We start from the raw sequence: 22,759 nt of genomic DNA on the forward strand, positions 1-22,759 counted from the left end.
CCGGGTTGTGGTCGCCTTCCGATCACTCCCCCCTCCGTCGGCTTCGCCGACACCTCCCCCACAGGGGGAGGACCTTCAGTGCCCCGGTCGCGGCTCGAACGAGCGCTTTTCCGGCACCTTCAGGCACTCGGCGTCCGGCTTCTGGCCGTGCTGCGGCTTGGGCTCGGGATGCGGCAGGTGGCCGCCGCCCAGAGGGGCTTGCTGTTGGAACGGTTTCATCATCCTTCCATCCTCCCGATTTTTCTTGTCATTTTCATCATGCCGCCGCCTCGAGGGCGTCCAGAAGGCGCACCTCGACCCGGACGCTCAGATGCGCCTCGCCGGGTTCGCCGATGATGGTGCCCGACACCGGCCGCGCTTCGCCGGGCGTGCGGGTGGCCGCCACCCGGATCAGGTCCGGCGACTCCGCCAGGCCGTTGGTCGGGTCGAACTCGGTCCAGCCCAGGTCCGGCAGGAACACTTCACACCAGGCGTGGGTCGCCCCCGCCCCGCGCACGGCGGCGCCGGAACTGTAGACGTAGCCGGTGGCGAACACCGCCGCATAGCCCAGCCGCCGCAGGGCCTCGACCATCAGCCAGGCGAAGTCGCGGCACGTGCCGCTGCCGATGGCGATGGTCTGCGCCGGCGACTGGACGCCGGCCTCGTCGCGGGGGACATAGTCGAACTGGTCGTGGATCGTGCGGTTCATCCGCAGCAGGAAATCGACCGCCGGCTCGTCGGGCCGCTCCATCTGGCCGCGCAGCCAGCGCAGCAGCACCCGGTCCTCGTCCTCGGTGGCGGGGGTGATGAATGGATTGAGCACCGCCCGGTCCTCGCGGGCGTAGACGATCGGCGAGACGGTGTGCGGGTCGTCGATCCGCAGGCTGGTCAGGGGCGCGGGGAAGCGGTCGATGACCAGGCGGCTGGTGATGGTCAGGCTGTCGGCCTCGCCCTTCGGCGTGAACCAGCAGACGCAGTTGCCCACCGCGTCGTAGGTCCAGCGGGTCTCGCCCGGCAAGGACGTCTGCAGCGAGGCCTCGCTGATGCGGATGGCGTGGCTGTCGCGCGGCCGGATCAGCAGCCGATGCGCCCCGAAGCCGACCGGCCGGGCGTAGCTGTACCGCGTTTCATGAAGGATGCCGAGCCGCGCCATAGGCTCTGCATAACCCCGCCGGGCCGGCTTCGTTCCGTCACGGACGGGTGATTGACACGCCCGGAACAAAATAGGAACAATCGCCGTTCGAGCGCCGCCGAGGGAACCCGATCCCGCCGACGTCCATTCCGGATTTTGATCGAGAAAGCCCAAGGCCATGGTCGCCCTCCAGCCCGTCAAACCCTCGGAACGCGCGCTCAAGGCCGCCCAGAGGCAGGCCCGCGACGGGTCGTTCGGCGAGAGCAACCTGGTCAATCTGGAAGCGGTGGCCGCCGGGGTCCAGGTCTGCCGCCGCTGCGATCTATGGCGCGACGCCACCCAGGGGGTGCCGGGCCTTGGTCCAGCCAAGGCCGCCCTGATGATCGTCGGCGAGCAGCCCGGCGACCAGGAGGACCGGCAGGGCGTTCCGTTCGTCGGTCCGGCCGGCCAGCTTCTGGACCGGGCGATGGCGCAGGCCGGGGTCGATCGCGACCGGGTGTTCGTCACCAACGCGGTCAAGCATTTCAAGCACGAACAGCGGGGCAAGCGCCGGCTGCACAAGACGCCGGACCGCGGCGAGGTCCAGGCCTGCCGCTGGTGGCTGGACGCCGAGCGCCGGCTGGTCCGACCCAAGGTGATCCTGGCCCTGGGCGCGACGGCGGTGCAGGCGGTGTTCGGCAAGGCCCTGCCGATCGGCAAGTCGCGCGGCCGGCGCCAGGCGCTGGACGGCGGCGAACAGGGCCTGGTCAGCTGGCATCCGTCCTTCATGCTGCGGATCCCCGATCCGGACGCCAGGGATCGCGCCTATGCCGAACTGGTCGAGGATCTGAAGCTGGCGGCGCGCCTGGCCGCCGACTGAACGTCAGGCCTTCACGTAGACGAAGGCGTCGCGTCCCGACGTCAGGCGGACCGCCACGCGCTTGTAGTCGGAAACCTCGTAGGAATCGGCGGCCGCCAGTTCGGCGGCGGTGATCTCGAACACCGTGCCCGCGACCGCGTCGGCCGCGTCGCCGCTGGCCCGGACGATCGGATGGAACGCCGCGCCGCTGGTCGCGATGACGTCCGGATCGGTGATCTCGACCATCGACAGCGCGTAGCCCGGCAGAGCGTCGGTCTCGCCCTTCAACAGGCGGCCGAACGTTTCCATCTGCACGTTCTCCTGCCGCAGCGTGCCGTACGAGAACAGGCGGATCGGAGCCCCGGCCGCCTCCGTCATCAGGCCGAGAACCCCGCCTCGGCGAAGGCCAGCATGCGGCCCAGCAGGGCCTCGACGTCGGCTTCGCTGGTCGTGCCTTCCGACAGCACGTTCAGGCGGTCGAACTCGGCGAAGCGGTTGTTGTGCAGCATGCCCAGGGTGAAGTGCAGCCGCCAGTAGATCTCCTCGGACGGCAGGTCCGGGCGCGCCTTGAGCAGGGCGTCGGAGAAGCGGCGCAGGTGGGTGACGTCGGTCTGCAGGACCTTGCGGATCTCGTCGGTGCCCTCGCTGCGGGCCCGTATCAGGAACTGCAGCGAAATGCGGCGCTCGTGGTCGGGGGCCAGCCACTTCAGCGGCGGGGTCAGCAGGGCGGCCAGGATCTCGCGCACCGGCGGATTGCCCTCGAAGCGGTCGGTGGCCTCGTGCAGCTTCTTGGCCCGCTCGCGGTTCAGCTCGACCGTGCGCCGACGGAAGATCTCGTACAGCAGCGCGTCCTTGGACCCGAAGTGATAGTTCACCGAAGCCAGGTTGACGCCCGCCGCGGCGGTGATGTCGCGCACCGAGACGTTCTGGAAGCCGTGCAGCGCGAACAGGCGCTCGGCGGCGACGAACACCAGATTCTTGGTGACGGCTTCGTTGTCGACGCCCTCGACGTCGGTTTCTGGCGCGGTGGTGACAGTCGCGCCGTCGCTCTTCGGACTCACTACGGTATCCCCTTTACCTGTGGGGAAGTCTTACGGCCGTTCGAAATTGGCGCAAGCGTCAAGATGGAACGCGAACGGAGGAATTCTGGATGCGGCGCCAGCGCGGCGCCCATCGACCGCCGTTTCGGCGCCCGGCGCCTCTGGAAATTTGGCGCCCTCCTCGATTTCTCGTATCAAGCCGGGGTCGAAGGGACGGGACCCATCGGGGGAGTAATCGAGTTTGGCGCGTGACCTGTCGACCAACGCCGCGCCGCAAAGGCGGGGCATGCGTCTGAGCCTCGTCGTGGGCTTCCTGCTGCTGCTCTGCGCCGCCGTCGCGGCCATCGTCGTCGCCGTCACCAGCGCGGGGGCCGAACGCTGGGCGGCGCATTCGCTGGAGGTGCGGCGGGTGCAGGCGGTGACGTTCAGCGCGCTGCAGGACGCCGAAACCGCCCAACGCGGCTATTTGCTGACCCAAGATCCGGCCTATCTGCGGCCCTACGAGCAGGCCCACGATCGTCTGCCGGCCCTGAAGAGCCAACTTCGGACCCTGGTGGCCGACAATCCGGCCCAACTGCGGCGCGCCGCGGACCTGATCCAGGCTATGGACGCCAAGATGGCCGAGCTTGACCGCACCGTGGCCATGGCGGGCGCCGGCCGCGCCGACGCCGCCATCGCCCGCCTCAAGACCGATATGGGCAAGGTCCAGATGGACCGCGTCCGCGTGCTGAGCCAATCGTTCGAGACCATCGAGGCGGACCTTCTGGCCCAGCGTCAGGCCGCCGTCGCCACCCAGCGCTCGCTGTTGATCGGCGTGATCGTGCTGGCCCTGACCGCCGCCGCCCTGCTGGCCTTCGCCGTCGCCCGCGAGACCCGGGGCCACGCCCGGGAGCTGGGCGAGCGCAATCGCGCGCTGGAGAGCGCGATCGCCCAGCGCGAACGCGCCGAGGCCCAGCTTCGCCAGGCCCAGAAGATGGAGGCGCTGGGCCAGCTGACCGGCGGCGTCGCCCACGACTTCAACAACATGCTGGCGATCATCGTCGGCAATCTGGACATGCTGATCCGCCGGCTGGCGGGGCAGGAAAAGCTGCTCAGCCTGGCCGAAAACGCCCTGTCCGGCGCCAATCGCGCCGCCGCCCTGACCAAGGGCCTGCTGGCCTTTTCGCGCCAGCAGCCGCTGGACCCCAAGCCCACCGACGTCAACAAGTGCGTGGCCGACATGTCCGAGCTGCTGCGCCGGGCGCTGGGCGAGAACATCGCGGTCGAGACCGTGCTGGCCGGCGGCCTTTGGCGCGCCTTCGTCGATACGCCCCAGTTGGAGAGCGCGATCCTCAACCTGGCCGTCAACGCCCGCGACGCCATGAGCCAGGACGGCGGGACCAGCGGCCGGCTGACGATCGAGACGTCCAACGCCTTCCTCGACAAGGCCTATGCCGACGCCCACGACGAGGTGGTGGCCGGCCAGTTCGTGCTGGTGGCGATCACCGACACCGGCGGCGGCATGACGCCCGAGGTGATGGAGCGGGCCTTCGACCCGTTCTTCACCACCAAGCGGCTGGGCGAAGGCACCGGCCTGGGCCTGTCGCAGGTGCACGGCTTCCTCAAGCAGTCGCGCGGCCACATCAAGCTCTACAGCGAGCTGGGCGTGGGCACGACGGTCAAGCTCTACCTGCCCCGCGACACGCAAGGACTGGCCGTCGACGAGCCGGTGGCGCCGCGGGCGATCGTGGCCAACGGCGGGGCGTTCACCGTGCTGATCGCCGAGGACGATCCGGGCGTGCGCAGCTTCACGGTCAGCGCCGCCCGCGAGCTGGGCTACAAGGTGATAGAGGCCGACGGCGCGGCCGTGGCGCTGGAGCGCCTGGGCCAGCGTCCGGAGATCAACATCCTGCTGACCGACGTGGTCATGCCAGGCTCCAACGGCCGCCAGCTGGTCGACGCCGCCCTGGTTCTGCGGCCGGACCTGAAGGTGGTCTACATGACCGGCTATACCCGCAACGCCATCGTCCACAACGGCACCCTGGACGCCGGCACTCGCCTGCTGACCAAGCCGTTCACGCTGGAGCAGCTGGATCGGGAGCTGCGCGACGCGCTTTCCGGCGAGTAGGCGGGGTCGGCCTTCATGCGCGGTGGGGTGGTCCTCGTCCCAGACGCTGGATGCCTATAGCGGACGGAATCCCGCCTTGCCGGCCTCGCGATGCTTGAAATAGGCGGCCTGGGGCGCGTCGGCGCCGGGCTGCTCCATGATCCTCAGGTCGCGGCGGATCTGGTCGATCTGGCCGCGCAGGGCGGCGGCCGTTTCGAAGTCCTCGGAGGCGACGGCCTGGGCCATCTCCTCCTCCAGTTCGGACAGATGGGTTTCCTGCGTCATCGCGGGCTCCGGACATGCGCCTGACCATAACGCGCGAGATGTCCGTTCGACTTGAGGTCCACCGCCGGCGGGCGTAAGTCGCCGGGCGTGTCGATTGATCAGCCCGCCCCTTCGCCAGACAAGTCGGTTCGCGGAACCCGCCTGATCTCGCTGGCCGTGGCCAGCGCCCTTCTGATGGAGTTCATCGACTCCACGGCCCTGTCGACCGCCCTGCCCACCCTGGCCCGGGCGTTCAGCGTCGACCCCATCCACCTGAAGCTGGCCCTGACCTCCTACATCCTGGCCCTGGCGGTGTTCACGCCGGCCAGCGGCTGGGCGGCCGAACGCTTTGGCGCGCGGCGGGTGTTCATGACGGCCATGGTGGTGTTCCTGGCCGGCTCGGCCCTGTGCGGGCTGTCGCGGAATCTGGAGGCCCTGGTGGCCTCGCGGATCCTGCAGGGGATCGGCGGGGCGATGATGACCCCGGTCGCCCGGCTGATCGTCGTCGGCTCGACGCCCAAGGACAAGCTGATCCGGGCCATGGGCTGGTTCACCATGCCCGCCCTGATCGGCCCTCTGATCGGCCCGCCCCTGGCCGGCCTGGTGCTCAGCGTCGCGGACTGGCCGTGGATCTTCTACCTGAACCTGCCGATCGGCCTGCTGGGCATGACGGCGGTGATGCGCTTCGTGCCCAGGAGCCCGCCGACCGAGATGGGCCGGTTCGACACCGCGGGCTTCCTGCTGTCGGCCGTGGCGATCAGCGGCCTGGTGGTGGTGGCCGAGACGGCGGGGCTGTCGCTGCTGCCGTGGTGGGGCCAGGCCGCGGTGCTGACCCTGGCCCTGGCCAGCGGCTGGCTCTACCTGCGCCTGGCCAAGGCCACGGCCAAGCCGATCCTCGACCTCTCCCTGCTGAAACACCGCACCTTCCGCGCCAGCCTGCTGGGCGGGGCGCTGGTGCGGCTGGGCATCGGGGCCAGCCCGTTCCTGATGCCGCTGCTGCTGCAGGTGGCCCTGGGCTGGAGCCCGCTGAAGGCCAGCGCGGTGACCCTGGGCACGGGCGTGGGCGTGCTGATCGCCCGCCCGTTCGCCGCCGCCGGTCTCAGGCGCTTCGGCTTCCGCACCTCGCTGGCGGTGTTCGTGACCCTGACAGCGGCGCTCACGGCCGCCCCCGGCTTCTTCACCCTGGCCACGCCGATGGCGGTGATGACGGGCGTGCTGTTCCTCGGCGGCTTCTGCCGCTCCAACCAGTTCATCGCCGCCAACACCATCGCCTATGCCGACGTGCCGCAGGCCAAGGTCGCGTCCGCCTCGACCCTGTCGGCCGTGGCCCAGCAGGTCGGCCTGGCGCTGGGAGTCAGTTTCGGCGGTCTGATGCTGCACCTGGCGCGCGGCCACGGCGCCCACCTGACGCCCGACCGGTTCACCTGGCCGTTCGTGGCGATCGGCGTGGTGACGCTGCTGGCCCTGCCGGTCTATCTGCGGCTGGACCGGGACGCGGGGTCGGAGATTTCAGGGCGGGTTAGAAACTCCCTCTCCCAGAGGGAGAGGGAGGGACCCGCCGCGTAGCGGTGGGAGGGTGAGGGGCTGCGCCCTCACCGATTTCACACGAACGCCCTGCCGGCGCGCCGGTTGGCTCAGAACCCCCTCACCCTCCCACGCTTCGCGCGGGCCCCGCCCTCTCCCCATGGGAGAGGGTGAGAAAGGTGAGTCTAAGCCCGGGCCGCGGCGATGCGCGCGCGGGCGATCTCGTCGGCGACCAGGTTGGCGGCGCGGCGGTCGACCAGCGAGTGGTCGAGCACCTCGCCCAGGGTCTGGGCCAGTCGGTCCAGCTTGGCGGCCACCCAGGCCGGATCGAAGGCCGTTCCGGCCTCCAGGGCGCGGATCTCGCCGGCCACGTTGATGATGCCGCCGCCGTTGATCACGTAGTCGGGGGCGTAGAGGATGCCGCGCTCGAACACCGCCTGGCCGATGGTCTTGTCGGCCAGCTGGTTGTTGGCCCCGCCGGCGATCACCTTGACCTTCAGGCGCGGCAGGGTGGTGGTCGAGATCGCGCCGCCCAGCGCGCAAGGCGCGAAGACGTCGGCGTCGACGTCGAAGATGGCGTCGGTCGAGACGATCTTGGCGCCGGTCTTGGCGGCCACCTCGTCCAGGGCGTGCTGATTGACGTCGGCGATGATCAGCTTGGCGCCGGCGGCGTGCAGCTTCTCGGCCAGATAGGCGCCGACATGGCCCACGCCCTGGATGGCGACGGTGACGCCGTTCAGGTCGCGGTTCAGGGCCCGCTGGACGCACAGGCGCACGCCGCGGAACACGCCCTCGGCGGTGACCGGCGACGGATCGCCCGAGGCGGCCGCGTGGCCTTCCAGGCCGGCGACGTACTTGGTGGTGCGGCGCGTGGCGACCAGGTCGGCCGGCGAGACGCCGACGTCCTCGGCCGTCCAGTACTGGCCGTTCAGGCTCTCGACGGCGCGGCCGAAGGCCTCGAACAGCTCCGGCGTCTTCTGGCTGCGGGCGTCGCCGATGATCACGGCCTTGCCGCCGCCGAAGTCGAGGTCGGCCATGGCGTTCTTGTACGACATGCCCTTCGACAGCCGCAGGGCGTCGGTCACGGCGGCGTCGGCGCTGGAATAGTCCCACATCCGGCAGCCGCCGGCGGCCGGGCCGCGCGCGGTGGAGTGGACGGCGATGATCGACTTCAGGCCGGTTTTTTCGTCAAAGAACGCGTGAACGCCTTCATGTCCCTCGAAATCCGGGGAATCGAACAAAGTCATGCCGTCGGTCTCGCCTTAGCCAGAAAGATTGCGCCGGGGTGTACGCTGGCGGGCTTGAGCGAACAAGCCCCCGCTTCGCCGCACCTGTTTCGTGGAGTCGGGCGCCGTGCGTCCTTCGAGGCTCGGCAGCGCCTCGCACCTCAGGATGAGGAATTCAGCGGCAACAAAGCTCCTCATCCCGAGCCCCCGCGCAGCGGGCCTCGAAGGACGCACGGCCTCGACGCCCCTACTGCTTCGACAGCTGACTACGCACCACGTTCGGCGCGGTCGGCGCCCCCGGGATCGGCGGCGCGCCGGACGGCAGGTCGGCCAGCGGGTCCTTCAGGAACGAGGCCGCGTCGGCCCACACCACCGGGGCCTGCTTGTCGACCAGCAGCAGATGCCAGCCGTTGGCGTAATAGGCCGAGCGGTCGTCGGGCTTGAGCCGGCGGACCGCCTCCATGGTCGGTTCCTTGGGGATGATGTGGTCGTTGGCCCCGTAGAAATAGGCGACCGGCGCCTGAACCTTGCCCAGCGACGACCAGGCCTTCTCCATCAGCCCGACCAGGCCGTAGAGGGTGTCGGAGCGCGCGCCCCAGATCATCAGCGGATCGCGGCCCATGCGCCGCAGTTCGTCGATGTTGTCGGTGGGTTGGACGTTCTTGACCAGCCACTCCGGCGGCTTGACCACCCAGCTGCGCGTGGTGTGGGCGGTGATCCACAGGCTGGTCTTGTAGGGCAGAGGCTGGTTTGACCAGCCCCAGACCGCCGGCGCGAACAGCAGCAACCGCTCGGCGGCCGGCGGCCGGTCCGAGGCCATGGCGGTGATGGCCAGCGCCCCGCCCATGCTGACGCCGGCCAGAGCGACCTTGGCCTCGGGATGGGCCTCGCGGACCAGGGCGACGGTCGTGCGGATGTCTTCGATGACCAGGTCCGGCGGCGCCCAGACGCCCCGGTCGGGCGAGCGGCCGAAGCCGCGGACGTCGATGGCGTAGGTGGCGATCCCCTGCTGCGCCCAGAACGGCGCGGCCAGGTGGAAGGCGTTCGAATAGTCGTTCATGCCGTGCAGGCCGACGATCACCTGGGTGACGGGCTGGCCCTGCGCCGGCAGCCACTTCATCATGCCCAGCTTCTTGCCGTCGAAGCTGAACAGGCCGTCGTCGTCCAGCCGGGGCCCGCGATAGCCGAGCTGGCCCGGGCCGGGCTGCTGGGTGACCGGGGCGCAGGCGGCCAAGCTAGCCGCGCACGCCCCAAGAAGAAGAATCCGACGGTTCATGACCCCAGAATGCCCGCCACTCGGCGGCGAAGATAGGGCGCGACCTCGGCGTCGAACCACGGGTTGCGCTTGAGCCAGGCGGTGTTGCGCCACGAGGGGTGCGGCAGGGGCAGCACGCCCTCGTCGATATAGCCGCGCCAGGCGGCGACGGTGTCGGTCATGTTCGCCTTCATCCGCGTACCCAACGCCCAGGCTTGAGCATAGCTCCCGACCAGCAGCGTCAGCTCGACCTTCGGCAGCTTCGCCAGCAGCGGCTTGTGCCAGAGTTGGGCGCAGCGCGGCGGGGGCGGATAGTCGCCGCCCTTGGGATTGGTGCCCGGAAAGCAGAAGGCCATGCCCGCCACGCCGATCTCCCGGCGGTCGTAAAAGGTCTCGCGGTCGATCCCCATCCAGTCGCGCAGGCGCTTTCCCGACGGGTCGTTGAACGGCAGGCCGGTCTCGTGAACCAGCCGCCCCGGCGCCTGGGCCAGGATCAGCAGGCGCGTCCCCTCGCCCACCCGCACCACCGGCCGCGGCGTGTGCGGCAGATACGGCGCGCAGGCCCGGCAGGCGCGGATATCGGCGAGGATGGCGTCCAGCGGCATAGAGCTGGAGGTAGGCGGCTCAGGCCCAAAGACAAGCCCAGTCGCCAGCCGTGGCCGATTTCCAGTCTTCGCAATCAAAACCCCGAACACAATCTGGTCTTAGGGATGAATATCTATTCAGTAACTACGTGTATAATCTTATGTCGCCTTGCCGACAGAACGAGAATTAATCACGCGAGCTGGAAACAAAACTCGCCCGGAGGGTTACACATCCAACCAAAGGATTTTTGCATGACGATTCCCAGGATCCTCTTTGTGGAGGACAACCGCATTTCGAGCCTCCTGAATTGTTTGGTTCTCCGCGAGTCGGGCTACGAGGTGATCGAAGCCTTCTGCGCCGAAGAAGCGCGCCAGATCATCGGCAAGCGCGAGACGCTGTCGGCCCTGATCACCGACATCAACCTGGGGATCGGCGGCGACGGCTTCGATGTCGCCCGTTGCGCACGGGTCGCCTATCCGCGCCTGCCCGTCGTCTACATCTCCGCGGCCGCCGCCGCCCGCTTCGCCTCGGAGGGGGTCGAGCGTTCGGAATTCATCGACAAGCCCTTCCATCCCGCCCGCATGATGGAGGCGCTGGACCGCACCATGCCCGCCGCGACGGCCTAGGCCGCGCGCGGGCGACCCGCTACCGCACCAGCGCCAGCACGTCCGCCATCCGGTAGCCCGCCGTCGCCACCCGCAGGTCGGCCAGGGCGCGGGCGCGGGCCCAATAGCCGTTGGGCAGCACGGGCGCCTGAGCCCGGGTCTTGCCGGTGGCCAGGGCTCCGTCCTGGTAGGCCACGGTCTTGGCCAGCACCCAGCTTTCACGCTCCCAGCCCTGGAAGGCCTTGTACGGATCCGGGCCCAGCCCGCCGGCGGTCGGACGGGGGTGCGCCGCCTCGACGCTGGCCGCCAGGGCCTCGGAGCCGGCCTCGCGCCCGCCCGGGCGATTGGGGACCCCGTCCCAGAACTCGTGCAGGTCGACGCTCGGCCCGCCGGGCGCCCAGCGTACATAGGCGATCGTGCCGCCCCGGTCGGTCTTGGGGAACTTCCACGACATCCAGTGGCCGGCGTGCAGCGGCTGATGCTGGTCGCCGACCAGATGCATGGTCCAGCACAGGGCGATGGCCCGGTCGGCGCGCGGCGCCTTGGGGTCGCGGGCGATCGCCAGCTGCTCGCGGAACGCCTTGTCGGCGCCGCCCGCCGTGATCGGCAGAACGAAGCGCCAGAACGAGACCGCCTTCAGCGCATAGTGCCATTCGGGCCGGTCGTGCGGGCTGCCCCGCGTATCGTCGGGCCAGCGGGCCATCAGGGCGAACAGCCGCCGCTCGCGCGCCTTGCCGGTCAGCCCCGCCAGTTGCCGCTCGAACGCCGCGTGGTCGGGATGGCTGGCCATGATGGCGACGATCGCGGCGACGGCCTTGGGGTCGCGCGCCGACAGGGCGTCATAGGCGATGTCGCCGGTCGCCATGTGCCCCTGGTCGTTCCAGGCCAGGGCGGGCGCCGGCGTGAGCGCGCCCAGCCCCAGGGCCGCCGAAACGGCGACCGCGATCGCGGTTCCACGCATGCTTCCCCCCAGTTTTGCCGCGAGCAGGCGCCGCGCCGTCCTCGCGGTCAAGGGCGACGCGACGAAGGGTCGGGCCTAGGCGCCCAGGAACCGCTTTTCCCGTTGGATCCAGTGGTCGAACGACGGCCGGGCCAGGATGGCGGCGGAATAGGCCTTGGCCTTGGGCCAGCGCGACAGGTCGAAGTCAAGATGGCCCAGATTGGCGAACGGACTGGCCACGGCGATGTCGGCCAGGGTCAGGCGGTCCTCCAGCAGGAAGCCGGAGTCCGGGATCGTGCGTTCCAGGTAGTCGAGGATCGGCGGCAGGGTCTCGTTCTCGGCCTTGGCGCAGGCGGCTTCGTCGGTGGCCATGCCCATGAAGCGCGGGCCGACGATGCGGTTGAAGAACAGCGGCCCGGCCGCGCCGACCACGATGGTGTCGGCATATTCCTCGAACCAGATCGCCCGGGCCCGGTTGCGCGGATCCAGCGGGATCAGATTCGGCTCGGGATGCAGCGCCTCGAGATAGGTGATGATCGCCGTGGAGTCGGAGATCTGGAAATCGCCGTCCTTGAAGCCGGGGATCTTCTTGAACGGGCTGCAGGCCAGGAACTCGGGGTCGGGCGAGCCGGGCGCGGAGACCTTGTTTTCCAGCGTCAGCCCCTTCTCGGCCCCGAAGGCCAGGGTCTTGCGCACAAAGGGCGACAACGACGAGCCGTAGACGATCATGGTGGACCCTCCCTGTTGAGTTTCGCTCATAGGTCCACGGGTTGAGTTTTTAATCAAGACTTAGGTGGCCCAAGGCCTGTCATCCCGGGGCGGAGCGAAGCGCAGACCCGGGACCGCCGGAAGCGTGGCGTTCAGGCGTCGGTCCCGGATCGGCGCGCTGCGCGCTTGTCCGGGATGACAAGGTTGGAAGGCGTGAAGGCTATGCCTCGCCGCCCTCATCGCCCACCACCGCATCGCCCGCGACGTCCGCGACGTCCTCGAAGCTGGTCGGGTCGCCTTCCATCCGCAGGCGCAGCCGGTAGACGCCGCGGAATTGCTCCGGATTCACCGGCTTGTTGTGGCGCAGGATGACGATCTTGCCCTCGCGGGCCAGCTCGATGGCGTTGGTGCGCACGTGGCCCAGCACGCGCTGCCAGCGCTCGGGCTCGACGGCCTTGGCGACCGACATCGGGTCGATGGACTTGCCGGCGGCCACGGCGGCCAGCTGGGACAGGATGGTGTCTTGGATCGGGGAAGAGGGGATCGGGGTGGTCATGGGCGGAGGGATGCCACGAATCCGTCAGCAGCGCGAGCGCGGCCGCTTGCCTCCGGCGACGCCGCGCCTTAGGTCCTCAAAGACAACGCAAGGGTACGGGCAAGGGACGGAACGATGGACGGCGGCAACGAGATCTGGGACGGGCCCAAGCTGGTGACGCAGGGCGAGTGGGCCGGCTGGCGCACCTGGGCCGGCATGGACGCCTTCGAGGACCAGACCGGGCCGTTCTACTTCAAGGAGGAGAACGGCGTCGTCCGCAGCGCCTTCCGCGCCGAGGCCCGGCACATGAACGGCGGCGGCTTCATGCACGGCGGCTGCATGATGACGTTCGCCGACTATTCGCTGTTCTCGATCTCGTGGGCCCACCTGAAGGACGTGCGGGCCGTGACCGTCAGCCTGAACGGCGAGTTCCTGGGCCCGGCCAAGGCCGGCGACCTGGTGGAGTCGACCGGCGAGGTCACCAAGGCCGGCGGCTCGCTGCTGTTCGTGCGCGGGCTGATCTCGACCGGCGGTGCGCCGATGCTGAACTTCTCGGGCGTGATCAAGAAGATCCGCCAACGCTAGTTGGCCCTCCCCCTGTGGGGGAGGCGGCCGAAGGCCGGTGGGGGGATATTGCGGCCGCGCCGCAGGCAGGATCGACCGTCCTAAAACTCCCCCCTCCGATCGCTTCGCGATCCCCCCCCAAAGGGGGAGGGACTAAACCCGGTCCCCCTACACCCCCGCCTTCGCCGCCGGCCGCTCCATCATCCCGTCCAGCCAGCGCTTGACGTTGACCAGCTCCGGATCGGGCCGAAACCGCGCCATCCGGGCGAAGTCGAGGCCCGTCGCCGCCAGGATGTCGGCCATGGTCAGCCGGTCGCAGGCGATGAATTCGCTCTGGGCCAGCTGACGGTCCAGCGTCTTCAAACCCTTCTCGGCGATCGCCTTGTTGCTCGCCGCGATCTCGGGAACCTGGGTCTCGATGGCCGCCAGGGCCGGATGGGTATGGCGCACCAGCATCATCAGCGGCGTGGCGACCATCATCTCGGCGCGGCGCATCCACATCTCGACCACCGCGGCCTCGCAGGCGTCGCGGCCGAACAGGTTGGGCTCGGGATAGACGCTCTCCAGGTAGCGGCAGATGGCCACCGACTCGGTGATCGTCTGGCCGTTGTCCATCTCGAGCGCCGGCACGTTGGGCAGGCCGGCCTTGGCCAGGTATTCGGGCGTGCGGTGCTGGCCGCCAAAGATGTCGACATCGACGATCTCGATGTCCTCGATCCCCTTCTCGGCCATGAACCAGCGCACGCGGCGAGGATTGGGAGCGCGACGGCTGTCGTAGAGCTTCATGGTGTCCTCCCGAGTTTGGCCGGAGGATGCGCGGTTTACGGCACGGAAGAAAAGCCCGCGATCGCCTGGCCGAACGCGATCAGGTTGCCGTCCGGGGCCAGGACCAGCAGCTCGCGCTGGCCGTAGGGCTTGTTCGCCGGGCCATGGACGTCGCGCGGCGGCAGGGTGTCGAGCCGCGGCTTGAGCTCGGCGTACAGGGCGTCGACGTCGCGGACGTCGACATAGTAGGCGAAGCGTCGGTTGCCGGGCGGCGCCCCGTCCTCGCCCTGCCCGGCCAGGATGCGGACCCCCGCCCCTTCCCGCTCGACATAGGCGTAGTCGTTTGCGCGGAACAGCGTCTCGAACCCGAGGATGTCGGTAAAGAACGCCAGGGCCGGCTCCAGGGCCGGCACGTGCATGAAGGGGGTGATCTGGATGAAGTTCGACATCGCCGGCGCCTCCTGGACGGAGCAAACGCCGCAGTGAGGGTCCTGTCCAGACGCGGACGCCTGGACAGGATCCCGACGCTAGAGCCCGAACCAGCCTCGCGGCATCAGGCCGATCAGCGAACCGGTCAGGCAGGTGGCCAGGAAGCCGGCCATCATCGCCTTCCAGACCAGGCCCAGCACCTCTTGCCGACGCGCGGGCACCAGCACCGAGAAGCCGGCCACGTTCATGCCCACCGAGCCGATGTTGGCGAAGCCGCACAACGCATAGGTCATGATCATCCGGGTGCGCGGGTCCAGCAGTTCGGGGCCCACCTTGGCCAGTTGGATGAAGGCGGTGAACTCGGTCAGGATCAGCTTGACGCCCAGCAGGCCGCCGGCGCTGCCGGCTTCCTTCCAGGGGATGCCCATGGCCCAGGCCAGCGGCGCGAAGACGATGCCCAGCACGCGGGCGATGCTCAGGTGCTCGCCGCCGACCATCGGCAGGGCGAACAGGATCTTGTCGACCATGGTGGCCAGGGCGATGAAGACGATCAGGGTGGCGCCGACGTTCAAGGCGATCTGCAGCCCGTCGGTGGTGCCCTTCATGACCGCGTCGATCGAGCTGCCGTAGGTCTTGTCCTCCTCGGCCAGGTCCAGGTCGTCGGACTTCTCGCTGGGGTCGCCGGGCACCATGATCCGGGCCAGCAGCACCCCGGCCGGGGCCGAGATCAGCGAGGCGGCCAGCACGTGGGCGGCGGCGTTGGGCAGCACGTCGTGCAGGATGGTGGCGTAGGCGACCATGGTCGAGCCGGACACGCAGGCCATGCCGACCGCGATCAGCATGAACAGTTCCGACCGCGTCAGGCGCTCCAGATAGGCGCGGATGAAGATCGGGCCTTCGATCTGGCCCATGAAGATGGTGGCGGCGGTGGCCAGGGCCGGCGGGCCGCGCAGGCCCAGGGTCTTCTGGAACAGGAAGCCCAGGCCCTTGGCCAGCCACTTCAGGATGCCCCAGTGCCACAGCAGGGCCGACAGGGCGCAGACCACCAGGATCACCGGCATGACGCGGAAGGCGAACAGGAAGCCGGCCCCCGGATTGGTCTCGGTGTAGGGCGGCGTGGTGCCCGACAGGTAGCCGAACACGAAATTGGTGCCCGCCTGGGTCGACGAGGCCAGGCCTTCGACCGCGCCGTTCACGCCCTGCAGCGCGTCGCGCGTGGCGGGCAGACGGAACAGCACGAAGACCAGGAGCAGCTGGATGGCGATCGCGCAGACGGCCAGCACCAGCGGAAAGCGCTTGCGGTTCTCGGACACGAGCCAGCAAAGGCCGAGGATCAGCGCCACGCCCGACAGGGCCTGGACGTTCTCGGGAAGGAAGATCAAGGCGGAAGATCCTAAATGAGCGACGCGCCCCCGCGACGCAGCCAAGGGACCAAATGACTATGAATGGGGGGCGCGGCGCAAGCGCTATGCTGCGCGGACCGCGAGGGCCGAGCGATCCGCCCGTCCCTCGCGCGCCGGGGTTCAGGCCGCGACGTCGACCGAAGACGTGGTCGAGGCGGTCGCGTCGGCCAGGCCGGCGGCCAGCTGGCTGAGCAGCTTTCGCATCAGATCGGCGGCGTCGGTCGAGACGTCCGACCCCAGCTGGTCGACCGCCGAGGTCAGGGTCTGGGCCAGCTCGTCGGCCGTGACCACGCCGTCGCCGTTCAGGTCGGCGGCGTCGGTCGAGGCGCTGGTCGAGGACCCGCCGGCGTCGGCGCTGTCGCTGGGCGGCGGACCGGGCGGCGGGCCGCCGGCCCCGTGCGGTCCGCCCATCCCGCCTTGGGGCGGCTTCATGGCCTGGAACTCGCTCAGCGACAGCGCCCCGTCGCCGTCCGCGTCGCCCTTGGCGAGCATGTCGGACGCCATGTCCGCGGCGCCGGGCGCGTCGGCCGGCAGGTCCGTCGGGGCGTGGGCCGCCATGGCCGTGGCCAGTTCGTCGCTGGTCACCGTCCCGTCGCCGTCCGCGTCGGCGTCGGCGAACATCGAGGCGGCGCGGTCGCTCTGATCCGTCTGCTGTGTCGAGAGCAGCGAGGCCAGTGTATCGGCGCTGAAACCCTGGCCCGACGAAGACCAGCCCTGCATCGGCGGCGGCGGACCGTTCCTGCCGCCCGACGGCAGGTTTTGCCCCACCGACGCGACCGGATCGCTCGATGTCGAGTCGCCGGCGGTTTGGACCTGGGCGGTCGCTCTCGCCTGCAGCAGCTGCTGCAAAAGCGAAGAAGACCCAACACTGGAAATAGTCATCGATCTCTCCTTTGGGAAGGCGCGCCGGTCCCTGCGCCGACGCCCGCGCCGAAACTCGACGCGGTGAGCGAGGTGCGAAAAACGTGCCTTATTTCAATCTGTTACGCCGGTGATACAATGCCCCGCCCATCGATGCGCCGGGAGGGGATCGGGAAGCTTCGCCTGACGGCGCGCACGCGCCGCCGCGCCGCCGATAGAGGCAAGGCGCCGCTTCCAAAGCACGCGTCGCGCGTCTTACCTCGATTTAACTTGGCCGCTTGTCGTTCGCCGGGCATTGCTGCAACCCTAGATTTGGGGAGCGGATCGCGCATGTCGTTGGCGTTGGCCACACTGTTGTACGAGTGGCGTCGATACATGGCGGCCGTGGTCGCCTTGGCGTTTTCCGGTCTGCTGGTTCTGGCCCAGGTCGGCATCTTCGTCGGCATCGGCAAAGGCTTCACCGCCCAGATCGACCGCGCCCGCGCCGACATCATGATCCTGGGTCCCGGCGCCAAGGCGCTGTTCAACGGCGGGCCGTCCGGCCTGCCGCGCCGGATGATCCCGCTGGTCTACACCCACCCCGAGGTGCTGCAGGTGGCCCCGCTGGACGGGTCCGGCGGCCGCTTCCAGAACATCCTGACGCCCGAGCAGCAGGCCAAGGCCGAGGCCCGCGCCAAGAAGGGCGGCAAGGGCGGCGGCGGCGGCCGCAAGAGCGAGTTCGTCAATGTCACGGTCATCGACGCCATCCCCGGCTACGTCACCGTGCCGACCGACTACAGCCTCAGCATGGTCGAGGCCCTGCGCCAGCCCTACGCCGTCGCGGTCGACCGCACCGCCCTGCCCCGCCTGGGGGTCAAGAAGGGCGACAAGGCGCTCTACAACGGCAAGACCATCACCATCGGCGTGGTCACCGACGGCTATCCCAACATCATCCAGCCCACCCTGGTGATGTCGCGCGACACCCTGCGCATGCTGGGCGAGGCCGACACCGGCCAGCGGGTCGGTCCGCTGATGGTGCAGATCCGCGACCCGGCCCGCGCCGAGATCGTCGCGGCCCAGCTGAACAAGAAGGGCGACGGCAAGTTCCGCGCCTGGACCCGCCAGGAACTGGCCGACGCCAATTCCGGCGCGATGTTCGAGGATCAGATCATCGGCATCATCCTGGGCTTTTCCGCCTTCCTGGGCCTGCTGATCGGGGTGGTGATCACCTGGCAGACCCTGCGCCAGGCGATCATGGCCAACATCAAGGAGTTCGCCAGCCTGCGCGCCCTGGGCGTGTCGATGGGCGACCTGCGCAACATCGTCATGGAGCTCAGCTTCTGGGTCGGCATAACCGGCGTGCTGGCCTCGGGCCTGCTGACCTGGCTGTGCTGGCTGATCGCGACGGCCAACGGCGTGCCCATGGCCTTCCCGCCGGTGCTGGTCGGGGTGGTCGCGGTGTTCCTCGTCGTCATCGCCATGCTGTCCGGCTTCCTGTCGCTGGGCGTCCTGAAGAACAGCCAACCCGCGGACCTTTTGCGATGATCGCCGACCACAGCCACAAGCGCGGCGAAATCGCCCTGAAGGCCAAGGGCCTGGTCAAGCGCTTCAAGACCGGCCGCACCTATGTCGAGGTGCTCAAGGGCGTCGACTTCGACGCCCGGCACGGCGACGTGACCATGGTCATGGGCCCGTCGGGTTCGGGCAAGTCGACCCTGGTGGCCGTCCTCTCCGGCCTGCTCAAGCCGGAGGAAGGCAAGGTCGCGGCGATGGAGGCCACCGACCTGTGGAAGCTGTCGCCGGGCAAGATCGACAAGTTCCGCCTGGACCACTGCGGCTTCATCTTCCAGGGCTTCAACCTGTTCCCGGCCCTGACCGCCAAGCAGCAGGTGATGACGGCGCTGAAGTATCAGGGCGTCGGCCCCGGCGAGGCCAGCCGTCGCGCCCAGGCGGTGCTGGAGTCGGTGGGCCTGGGTCCGCGCGTCAACCAGCGGCCGTCCGAACTGTCGGGCGGCGAGAAGCAGCGCGTGGCCATCGCCCGCGCCCTGGCCAAGAACCCGAACCTGATCTTCGCCGACGAACCCACCTCGGCGCTCGACGGCAAAAGCGGCGAGGTGGTCATCCGCCTGCTGCGCCAAGCCGCCACCGAGCGCGGCGCGGCGGTGATCTGCGTGACCCACGACCCGCGGTTGGAGGCCTATGCCGACCGCGTCATCCACATCGAAGACGGCCAGATCATGGACGACGTGCGTCGAACGCCCGACGCCAATCCTCCGCCGCTCAGCCACTGACTTTCTGGGGAAACTCTCAAAATGCCCGCGTTCCTGCGCCGTCCCGCCTTCTGGATCGTCATCGCCCTCGTCCTGCTCGGCGGCGGGGGGTTCTTCTTCATGAAGGGCCAGGCCGCCGAGAAGAAGAAGAAGCTCGAGGCCGCCGCCGTCCAGGAGGAGCCCAGCCCCTACGCCGCCATCGCCAACGGCAAGGCCGACGTCGAGGGCGGCATCATCCAGGTGGCCGCGCGCCGCCAGGGCATCGTGCGCGAGGTGTTCGTGCAGGAGGGCCAGGACGTGGTCGCCGGCCAGGAGCTGGCCAAGCAGGAGGACGACGACGCCCGTCTGGCCGCCGCCACCGCCTCGGCCAGCCTGGCCTCGGCCCGCGCCCAGCTGGCCGTCCACCAGGTGCAGCTGCGCACCGGCCAGCGCGAGTACAAGCGCCTGCAGAACCTGTCGGCCTCCAACTTCGTGGCCGGCCAGCGCCTCGACGCCGCCCAGGACCAGATCGCCTCGGCCAACGCCAACATTCAGGCGCAACAGGCCGCGATCGAGGTGGCGACCGCCCAATTGGCCCAGGCCCGCTACAACCAGGAACTGACGGTGATCCGCGCCCCGGCCAATGGCCGCATCGCCCGCCGCTACGCCAATCCCGGCTCGGGCGCCTCGACCCTGAACGTCACCCCGATGTTCGATCTGGAGCCCCAGACCGCCCGCATCGTCCGCGCCGAGATCGTCGAGGCCGACATCCCCAACGTCACGATCGGCCAGGAGGTCGAGATCCAGCCGGAAGGCGACCCGACCAAGACCTACATCGGCAAGGTCCTGCGCCGCGCCGCGGTGTTCGGGGCGCGCAAGCTGGCCTCCGACGATCCCAGCCAGCGCAGCGACGAGCGGGTCGTCGAGGTGGTGGTCAGCGCTGACGGCGCCCCGATGCTGGTCGGCCAGCGCGTGCTGGTGAAGTTCATGAAGCCCGGCCAGAAGGCCGGCGTGAAGCGCGACCAGCCCAAGCCGCCGGTGGCCGGGGGCGACAAGAAGAAGGCGTAAGGCGCCCTCTTCCCCCTCTGGGGGAGGAGCGCCGCGGGCGCGGAGGGGGCAAGTGTTCGCCCGCTCCGCACCTGATGCTTGCCCTCTCCGGTCGCTGCGCGACCTCCTCCCCCAAAGGGGGAAGAGGCTCCATCTTGACGCCCCCTCTCCCGCGCCGCACAAACGCGCCAAACCAAACACGCGTTTGAGGGAGAGAAGAGCATGGCGGACGATATCCGGTTCGACGGTCAGGTGGCGATCGTCACGGGGGCCGGTGGCGGTCTGGGCCGGCAGCATGCGCTGGAGCTGGCGCGGCGCGGGGCCAAGGTGGTGGTCAACGATCTGGGCGGCAGCGTCGACGGCTCGGGCGGCTCGTCCGAGGCGGCCAAGGCGGTCGTGGCCGAGATCGAAGCGGCCGGCGGCCAGGCCATCGCCCACGGCGCCTCGGTGACCGACGACGCCGGAGTCGCCGACCTGGTCAAGACGACCATGGACAAGTGGGGCCGGATCGACATCCTGATCGCCAACGCGGGCATCCTGCGCGACCGCACCCTGACCAAGATGGAGCTGGCCGACTTCGAGGCCGTGATCCAGGTCCACGTGTTCGGCACCTTCAAGCCGATCAAGGCCGTCTGGGACATCATGAAGGCCCAGAACTACGGCCGCATCGTCGTGACCACCTCGTCCTCGGGCATGTACGGCAACTTCGGCCAGTCCAACTACGGCGCGGCCAAGATGGCGGTGCTGGGTCTGATGAACACGCTGAAGCTGGAAGGCGCCAAGAACAACGTCAAGATCAACGCCATCAGCCCGGTGGCCGCCACCCGCATGACCGAAGGCCTGATGCCGCCGGAAGTGCTGGAGAAGCTGAAGCCGGAATATGTCACCCCGGGCGTGGTCTATCTGGTGTCGGAAGACGCCCCGACCGGCGCGATCCTGACCGCCGGCGCGGGCGCCTTCGCCCTGTCGCGGATCTTCGAGACCGAGGGCGTCTATCTGGGCGAAGGCGGGCTGTCGGCCGAGGAAGTGCGTGACAACTGGGACAAGATCACCGCCGAGCCCGACCAGAAGGCCTATTTCAACGGCGGCGAACAGGGCGCGAAGTTCTTCCGCAAGCTCGCGGGCGGCTAGGTCTTCGCCGGAGGTTACTGAACCGCGGCGCGAACGAGCTCGGCGTAGATTTCCCTTACGTCAGCCCGTTCGCGCCAAATTTAGGCAACCTCAAGCACTTCTGACGTAACGTCGAAATATAGACCGCTGGTTTTGGGTCATATTATTTGACTTGATGTATAAAATTCACCGGTACACGAATAAAAAGCAACGTTTTTTGACTTAATGCGTTAGAGCGACGGCAACCGGCGCCATCAAGGGCGTCGGAACTTCCTCCCCAGAAGGTCGTCTTTCATGTCTCTCTCGCGTACCTCCCTCGCCGCCGGCGTGGCGCTCGCCGCCCTGGTCGTCGCTTCGCAGGCCTCGGCCGCCGCTTTCTATCTGCAGGAACAATCCGTGCGCGGCGCCGGCCGCGCCTATTCGGGCGAAGTCGCCGACCGCGGCGCCGCCAGCCTGTGGTGGAACCCCGCCTCGATCGCCGGTCTCGACAAGAACGAGATCTACGGCGGCGTTCACCTCGTCCAGGTCGACTCCCAGGTCGATGACGACGGCTCGACCCTGACCCGTCCGGTCATCCCGGGCGGCCTGACCACCTCGGTGGGCGGCGACCACATCGCCGGCGGCCCGATCAACAACGGCATCGTTCCCAACCTGGCCGGCGCCTTCCGCATCAACGACAAGCTGGCCGTCGGCCTGACCGTCGCCGCGCCCTACAACTTCACCACCGATTACAACGGCAACAGCTGGACGCGTTACGACGCCCTGAAGTCCAGCCTGCTGACGGTCGACGTCAACGGCACGGTGGCCTATCGCGTCAACGACAAGCTCGACCTGGGCGTGGGCGTTTCGGCCCAGTACACCGACGCCGAACTGAGCTCGGCCCTGCCGAACCTGTCGCCGGCCCTGCCCGACGGCGCGTCCTCGCTGAAGGGCGAAGGCAACTGGGACTACGGCTGGAACGTCGGCGCCCAGTTCCACGCCACCCCGGCCCTGACGATCGGCGCGTCCTATCGTTCGAAGATCGAGCACGAACTGGACGGCAAGGTCGTCGTCTCGGGCCTGCTGGGCCCGCTGGCCGGCGGCAATATCAGCACCGACGGCGTGGCCAAGATCACCACCCCGTGGATGGCCAACCTCGGCGCCCGTTGGAAGGTTGACGACAAGACCACGCTGAACGCCTCGATTTCCCGCATCGGCTGGAGCGAGTTCGACCAGATCGTCGTCTCCTATCCGGGCGGCGGCAGCATCAGCGAGCAGAACTACGAGGACACCACCACCGCGGCCTTCGGCATCGACTACGAGGTCAATCCGAAGCTGACCCTGCGAGGCGGCGTGCAGTACGACCCGACGCCGACGCCGAACGTGGGCCGCACCGCCCGCGTGCCGGACGGCGATCGGACGCTCTATGCGTTCGGCAGCACCTGGCAGGCGACCGACGCCATCCAGTGGGACGCGGCCGTGTCGTACATCAGCTTCAAGGACAGCAAGATCAACCGCATCGACACGTTCTATGCCGGCACGCCGGCGGCGACGCGGCTGAACCTCCAAGGCGACGTCGGCGGCTCGGCCGTGGTCCTGTCGACGGGCCTGCGCTGGAGCTTCTAGGCTTCGACGTGAGCTGACGAAGAAGAGGCC

Annotated in this window: 25 protein-coding genes; 10 read left to right on the plus strand and 15 right to left on the minus strand. The window is 68.9% G+C overall.

Annotated features, from left to right (window positions below):
- Positions 1-75 precede the first annotated feature (75 nt).
- Both ASD21_RS24305 and ASD21_RS20165 read right to left on the minus strand, forming a co-directional pair.
- Positions 76-219 (minus strand): hypothetical protein, encoded by a 144-nt coding sequence (locus tag ASD21_RS24305; protein WP_162250250.1) that lies wholly within the window; start codon positions 217-219, stop codon positions 76-78.
- Between the two features lie 37 nt (positions 220-256).
- Entirely contained in the window at positions 257-1,132 is an 876-nt protein-coding gene (locus tag ASD21_RS20165) for a transglutaminase family protein (protein WP_056445556.1), read from the minus strand.
- A gap of 157 nt (positions 1,133-1,289) precedes the next feature.
- On the opposite strand from ASD21_RS20165, the gene ASD21_RS20170 reads away from it, so the two are divergent.
- Positions 1,290-1,970 (plus strand): UdgX family uracil-DNA binding protein, encoded by a 681-nt coding sequence (locus ASD21_RS20170; protein WP_056445559.1) that lies wholly within the window; start codon positions 1,290-1,292, stop codon positions 1,968-1,970.
- A gap of 3 nt (positions 1,971-1,973) precedes the next feature.
- Here the strand turns inward: ASD21_RS20170 and ASD21_RS20175 are convergent, their stop codons facing one another.
- Entirely contained in the window at positions 1,974-2,327 is a 354-nt protein-coding gene (locus tag ASD21_RS20175; RefSeq protein ID WP_056445562.1) for a gamma-glutamylcyclotransferase family protein, read from the minus strand.
- Positions 2,327-3,010, minus strand: coding sequence for a TetR/AcrR family transcriptional regulator (locus tag ASD21_RS20180; RefSeq protein WP_056445565.1), 684 nt, complete (start codon positions 3,008-3,010; stop codon positions 2,327-2,329). Before ASD21_RS20180 ends, ASD21_RS20175 begins: the two co-directional genes overlap by 1 nt.
- A 265-nt stretch (positions 3,011-3,275) precedes the next feature.
- Here ASD21_RS20180 and ASD21_RS20185 point away from each other — a divergent pair, with 265 nt between their 5' ends.
- Positions 3,276-5,096, plus strand: a complete 1,821-nt coding sequence (locus tag ASD21_RS20185; RefSeq protein WP_056445568.1) for a CHASE3 domain-containing protein — start codon at positions 3,276-3,278, stop codon at positions 5,094-5,096.
- A 54-nt stretch (positions 5,097-5,150) separates the two neighbouring features.
- On the opposite strand, the gene ASD21_RS20190 is transcribed toward ASD21_RS20185, so the two are convergent.
- Entirely contained in the window at positions 5,151-5,360 is a 210-nt protein-coding gene (locus ASD21_RS20190) for a UvrB/UvrC motif-containing protein (RefSeq protein ID WP_056445570.1), read from the minus strand.
- An 87-nt stretch (positions 5,361-5,447) separates the two neighbouring features.
- On the opposite strand from ASD21_RS20190, the gene ASD21_RS20195 reads away from it, so the two are divergent.
- The gene (locus ASD21_RS20195) at positions 5,448-6,905 is read left to right on the plus strand and encodes an MFS transporter (protein WP_056445572.1); all 1,458 of its coding nucleotides are present in this window, start codon (positions 5,448-5,450) and stop codon (positions 6,903-6,905) included.
- A gap of 143 nt (positions 6,906-7,048) precedes the next feature.
- Here ASD21_RS20195 and ASD21_RS20200 read toward each other — a convergent pair whose 3' ends face one another.
- The 3 genes from ASD21_RS20200 to ASD21_RS20210 form a co-directional block, all read right to left on the minus strand.
- Positions 7,049-8,110: a Leu/Phe/Val dehydrogenase gene (locus ASD21_RS20200; protein ID WP_056445574.1), complete on the minus strand. Its 1,062-nt coding sequence runs from the start codon at positions 8,108-8,110 to the stop codon at positions 7,049-7,051.
- A 226-nt stretch (positions 8,111-8,336) separates the two neighbouring features.
- The gene (locus tag ASD21_RS20205; RefSeq protein WP_056445577.1) at positions 8,337-9,365 is read right to left on the minus strand and encodes an alpha/beta fold hydrolase; all 1,029 of its coding nucleotides are present in this window, start codon (positions 9,363-9,365) and stop codon (positions 8,337-8,339) included.
- Entirely contained in the window at positions 9,362-9,949 is a 588-nt protein-coding gene (locus ASD21_RS20210; RefSeq protein ID WP_056445580.1) for a uracil-DNA glycosylase family protein, read from the minus strand. The genes ASD21_RS20205 and ASD21_RS20210 overlap by 4 nt, the downstream gene beginning before the upstream one ends.
- Before the next feature lie 231 nt (positions 9,950-10,180).
- Here ASD21_RS20210 and ASD21_RS20215 point away from each other — a divergent pair, with 231 nt between their 5' ends.
- A complete protein-coding gene (locus ASD21_RS20215) occupies positions 10,181-10,555 on the plus strand; it encodes a response regulator (protein ID WP_056462968.1) in 375 nt (124 codons plus the stop codon).
- 19 nt (positions 10,556-10,574) lie between these two features.
- Here the strand turns inward: ASD21_RS20215 and ASD21_RS20220 are convergent, their stop codons facing one another.
- The 3 genes from ASD21_RS20220 to ASD21_RS20230 all read right to left on the minus strand — a co-directional run bounded on the left by ASD21_RS20220 (position 10,575) and on the right by ASD21_RS20230 (position 12,738).
- Entirely contained in the window at positions 10,575-11,495 is a 921-nt protein-coding gene (locus ASD21_RS20220) for a S1/P1 nuclease (RefSeq protein ID WP_056445586.1), read from the minus strand.
- Positions 11,496-11,570: 75 nt separating this feature from the next.
- Positions 11,571-12,203, minus strand: coding sequence for a glutathione S-transferase family protein (locus ASD21_RS20225; RefSeq protein ID WP_056445589.1), 633 nt, complete (start codon positions 12,201-12,203; stop codon positions 11,571-11,573).
- 199 nt (positions 12,204-12,402) lie between these two features.
- Positions 12,403-12,738, minus strand: coding sequence for a DUF3253 domain-containing protein (locus ASD21_RS20230; RefSeq protein WP_056445592.1), 336 nt, complete (start codon positions 12,736-12,738; stop codon positions 12,403-12,405).
- Between the two features lie 114 nt (positions 12,739-12,852).
- On the opposite strand from ASD21_RS20230, the gene ASD21_RS20235 reads away from it, so the two are divergent.
- On the plus strand, positions 12,853-13,302 hold the full coding sequence (locus ASD21_RS20235; RefSeq protein ID WP_056445595.1) for a PaaI family thioesterase: 450 nt from the start codon (positions 12,853-12,855) through the stop codon (positions 13,300-13,302).
- 147 nt (positions 13,303-13,449) lie between these two features.
- Here ASD21_RS20235 and ASD21_RS20240 read toward each other — a convergent pair whose 3' ends face one another.
- The 4 genes from ASD21_RS20240 to ASD21_RS20255 form a co-directional block, all read right to left on the minus strand.
- A complete protein-coding gene (locus ASD21_RS20240) occupies positions 13,450-14,067 on the minus strand; it encodes a glutathione S-transferase family protein (RefSeq protein ID WP_056445598.1) in 618 nt (205 codons plus the stop codon).
- Positions 14,068-14,102: 35 nt separating this feature from the next.
- Positions 14,103-14,495: a bleomycin resistance protein gene (locus ASD21_RS20245; protein WP_056445601.1), complete on the minus strand. Its 393-nt coding sequence runs from the start codon at positions 14,493-14,495 to the stop codon at positions 14,103-14,105.
- Between the two features lie 78 nt (positions 14,496-14,573).
- Positions 14,574-15,854 (minus strand): NupC/NupG family nucleoside CNT transporter, encoded by a 1,281-nt coding sequence (locus ASD21_RS20250; protein WP_056446253.1) that lies wholly within the window; start codon positions 15,852-15,854, stop codon positions 14,574-14,576.
- A gap of 144 nt (positions 15,855-15,998) precedes the next feature.
- Positions 15,999-16,760 carry an EF-hand domain-containing protein gene (locus ASD21_RS20255; RefSeq protein ID WP_235523915.1) on the minus strand — a complete coding sequence of 254 codons (762 nt, stop codon included), beginning with the start codon at positions 16,758-16,760 and terminating at the stop codon, positions 15,999-16,001.
- A gap of 309 nt (positions 16,761-17,069) precedes the next feature.
- Between ASD21_RS20255 and ASD21_RS20260 the strand changes: the two genes are divergently transcribed.
- The 5 genes from ASD21_RS20260 to ASD21_RS20280 all read left to right on the plus strand — a co-directional run bounded on the left by ASD21_RS20260 (position 17,070) and on the right by ASD21_RS20280 (position 22,729).
- Positions 17,070-18,263 carry an ABC transporter permease gene (locus tag ASD21_RS20260; protein ID WP_056445604.1) on the plus strand — a complete coding sequence of 398 codons (1,194 nt, stop codon included), beginning with the start codon at positions 17,070-17,072 and terminating at the stop codon, positions 18,261-18,263.
- Complete coding sequence (locus tag ASD21_RS20265; protein WP_056445606.1) at positions 18,260-19,009, plus strand: ABC transporter ATP-binding protein; 750 nt, start codon at positions 18,260-18,262, stop codon at positions 19,007-19,009. Before ASD21_RS20260 ends, ASD21_RS20265 begins: the two co-directional genes overlap by 4 nt.
- A gap of 21 nt (positions 19,010-19,030) precedes the next feature.
- On the plus strand, positions 19,031-20,035 hold the full coding sequence (locus tag ASD21_RS20270; protein WP_056445608.1) for an HlyD family secretion protein: 1,005 nt from the start codon (positions 19,031-19,033) through the stop codon (positions 20,033-20,035).
- 201 nt (positions 20,036-20,236) lie between these two features.
- On the plus strand, positions 20,237-21,145 hold the full coding sequence (locus tag ASD21_RS20275) for an SDR family NAD(P)-dependent oxidoreductase (protein ID WP_056445610.1): 909 nt from the start codon (positions 20,237-20,239) through the stop codon (positions 21,143-21,145).
- A gap of 273 nt (positions 21,146-21,418) precedes the next feature.
- Entirely contained in the window at positions 21,419-22,729 is a 1,311-nt protein-coding gene (locus ASD21_RS20280; RefSeq protein WP_056445612.1) for an outer membrane protein transport protein, read from the plus strand.
- The last annotated feature ends 30 nt before the right edge of the window (positions 22,730-22,759 follow it).

The organism is Caulobacter sp. Root1455, from assembly GCF_001426905.1.
Classification (GTDB): Bacteria; Pseudomonadota; Alphaproteobacteria; order Caulobacterales; family Caulobacteraceae; genus Caulobacter.

Bases quoted from the DNA above. Each gene is read 5' to 3' on its own strand.
- ASD21_RS24305 (WP_162250250.1), bottom strand. From the start codon at position 219: ATGAAACCGTTCCAACAGCAAGCCCCTCTGGGCGGCGGCCACCTGCCG.
- ASD21_RS20165 (WP_056445556.1), bottom strand. From the start codon at position 1,132: ATGGCGCGGCTCGGCATCCTTCATGAAACGCGGTACAGCTACGCCCGG.
- ASD21_RS20170 (WP_056445559.1), top strand. From the start codon at position 1,290: ATGGTCGCCCTCCAGCCCGTCAAACCCTCGGAACGCGCGCTCAAGGCC.
- ASD21_RS20175 (WP_056445562.1), bottom strand. From the start codon at position 2,327: ATGACGGAGGCGGCCGGGGCTCCGATCCGCCTGTTCTCGTACGGCACG.
- ASD21_RS20185 (WP_056445568.1), top strand. From the start codon at position 3,276: ATGCGTCTGAGCCTCGTCGTGGGCTTCCTGCTGCTGCTCTGCGCCGCC.
- ASD21_RS20190 (WP_056445570.1), bottom strand. From the start codon at position 5,360: ATGACGCAGGAAACCCATCTGTCCGAACTGGAGGAGGAGATGGCCCAG.
- ASD21_RS20200 (WP_056445574.1), bottom strand. From the start codon at position 8,110: ATGACTTTGTTCGATTCCCCGGATTTCGAGGGACATGAAGGCGTTCAC.
- ASD21_RS20205 (WP_056445577.1), bottom strand. From the start codon at position 9,365: ATGAACCGTCGGATTCTTCTTCTTGGGGCGTGCGCGGCTAGCTTGGCC.
- ASD21_RS20210 (WP_056445580.1), bottom strand. From the start codon at position 9,949: ATGCCGCTGGACGCCATCCTCGCCGATATCCGCGCCTGCCGGGCCTGC.
- ASD21_RS20215 (WP_056462968.1), top strand. From the start codon at position 10,181: ATGACGATTCCCAGGATCCTCTTTGTGGAGGACAACCGCATTTCGAGC.
- ASD21_RS20220 (WP_056445586.1), bottom strand. From the start codon at position 11,495: ATGCGTGGAACCGCGATCGCGGTCGCCGTTTCGGCGGCCCTGGGGCTG.
- ASD21_RS20225 (WP_056445589.1), bottom strand. From the start codon at position 12,203: ATGATCGTCTACGGCTCGTCGTTGTCGCCCTTTGTGCGCAAGACCCTG.
- ASD21_RS20230 (WP_056445592.1), bottom strand. From the start codon at position 12,738: ATGACCACCCCGATCCCCTCTTCCCCGATCCAAGACACCATCCTGTCC.
- ASD21_RS20235 (WP_056445595.1), top strand. From the start codon at position 12,853: ATGGACGGCGGCAACGAGATCTGGGACGGGCCCAAGCTGGTGACGCAG.
- ASD21_RS20240 (WP_056445598.1), bottom strand. From the start codon at position 14,067: ATGAAGCTCTACGACAGCCGTCGCGCTCCCAATCCTCGCCGCGTGCGC.
- ASD21_RS20245 (WP_056445601.1), bottom strand. From the start codon at position 14,495: ATGTCGAACTTCATCCAGATCACCCCCTTCATGCACGTGCCGGCCCTG.
- ASD21_RS20255 (WP_235523915.1), bottom strand. From the start codon at position 16,760: ATGACTATTTCCAGTGTTGGGTCTTCTTCGCTTTTGCAGCAGCTGCTG.
- ASD21_RS20260 (WP_056445604.1), top strand. From the start codon at position 17,070: ATGTCGTTGGCGTTGGCCACACTGTTGTACGAGTGGCGTCGATACATG.
- ASD21_RS20265 (WP_056445606.1), top strand. From the start codon at position 18,260: ATGATCGCCGACCACAGCCACAAGCGCGGCGAAATCGCCCTGAAGGCC.
- ASD21_RS20270 (WP_056445608.1), top strand. From the start codon at position 19,031: ATGCCCGCGTTCCTGCGCCGTCCCGCCTTCTGGATCGTCATCGCCCTC.
- ASD21_RS20275 (WP_056445610.1), top strand. From the start codon at position 20,237: ATGGCGGACGATATCCGGTTCGACGGTCAGGTGGCGATCGTCACGGGG.
- ASD21_RS20280 (WP_056445612.1), top strand. From the start codon at position 21,419: ATGTCTCTCTCGCGTACCTCCCTCGCCGCCGGCGTGGCGCTCGCCGCC.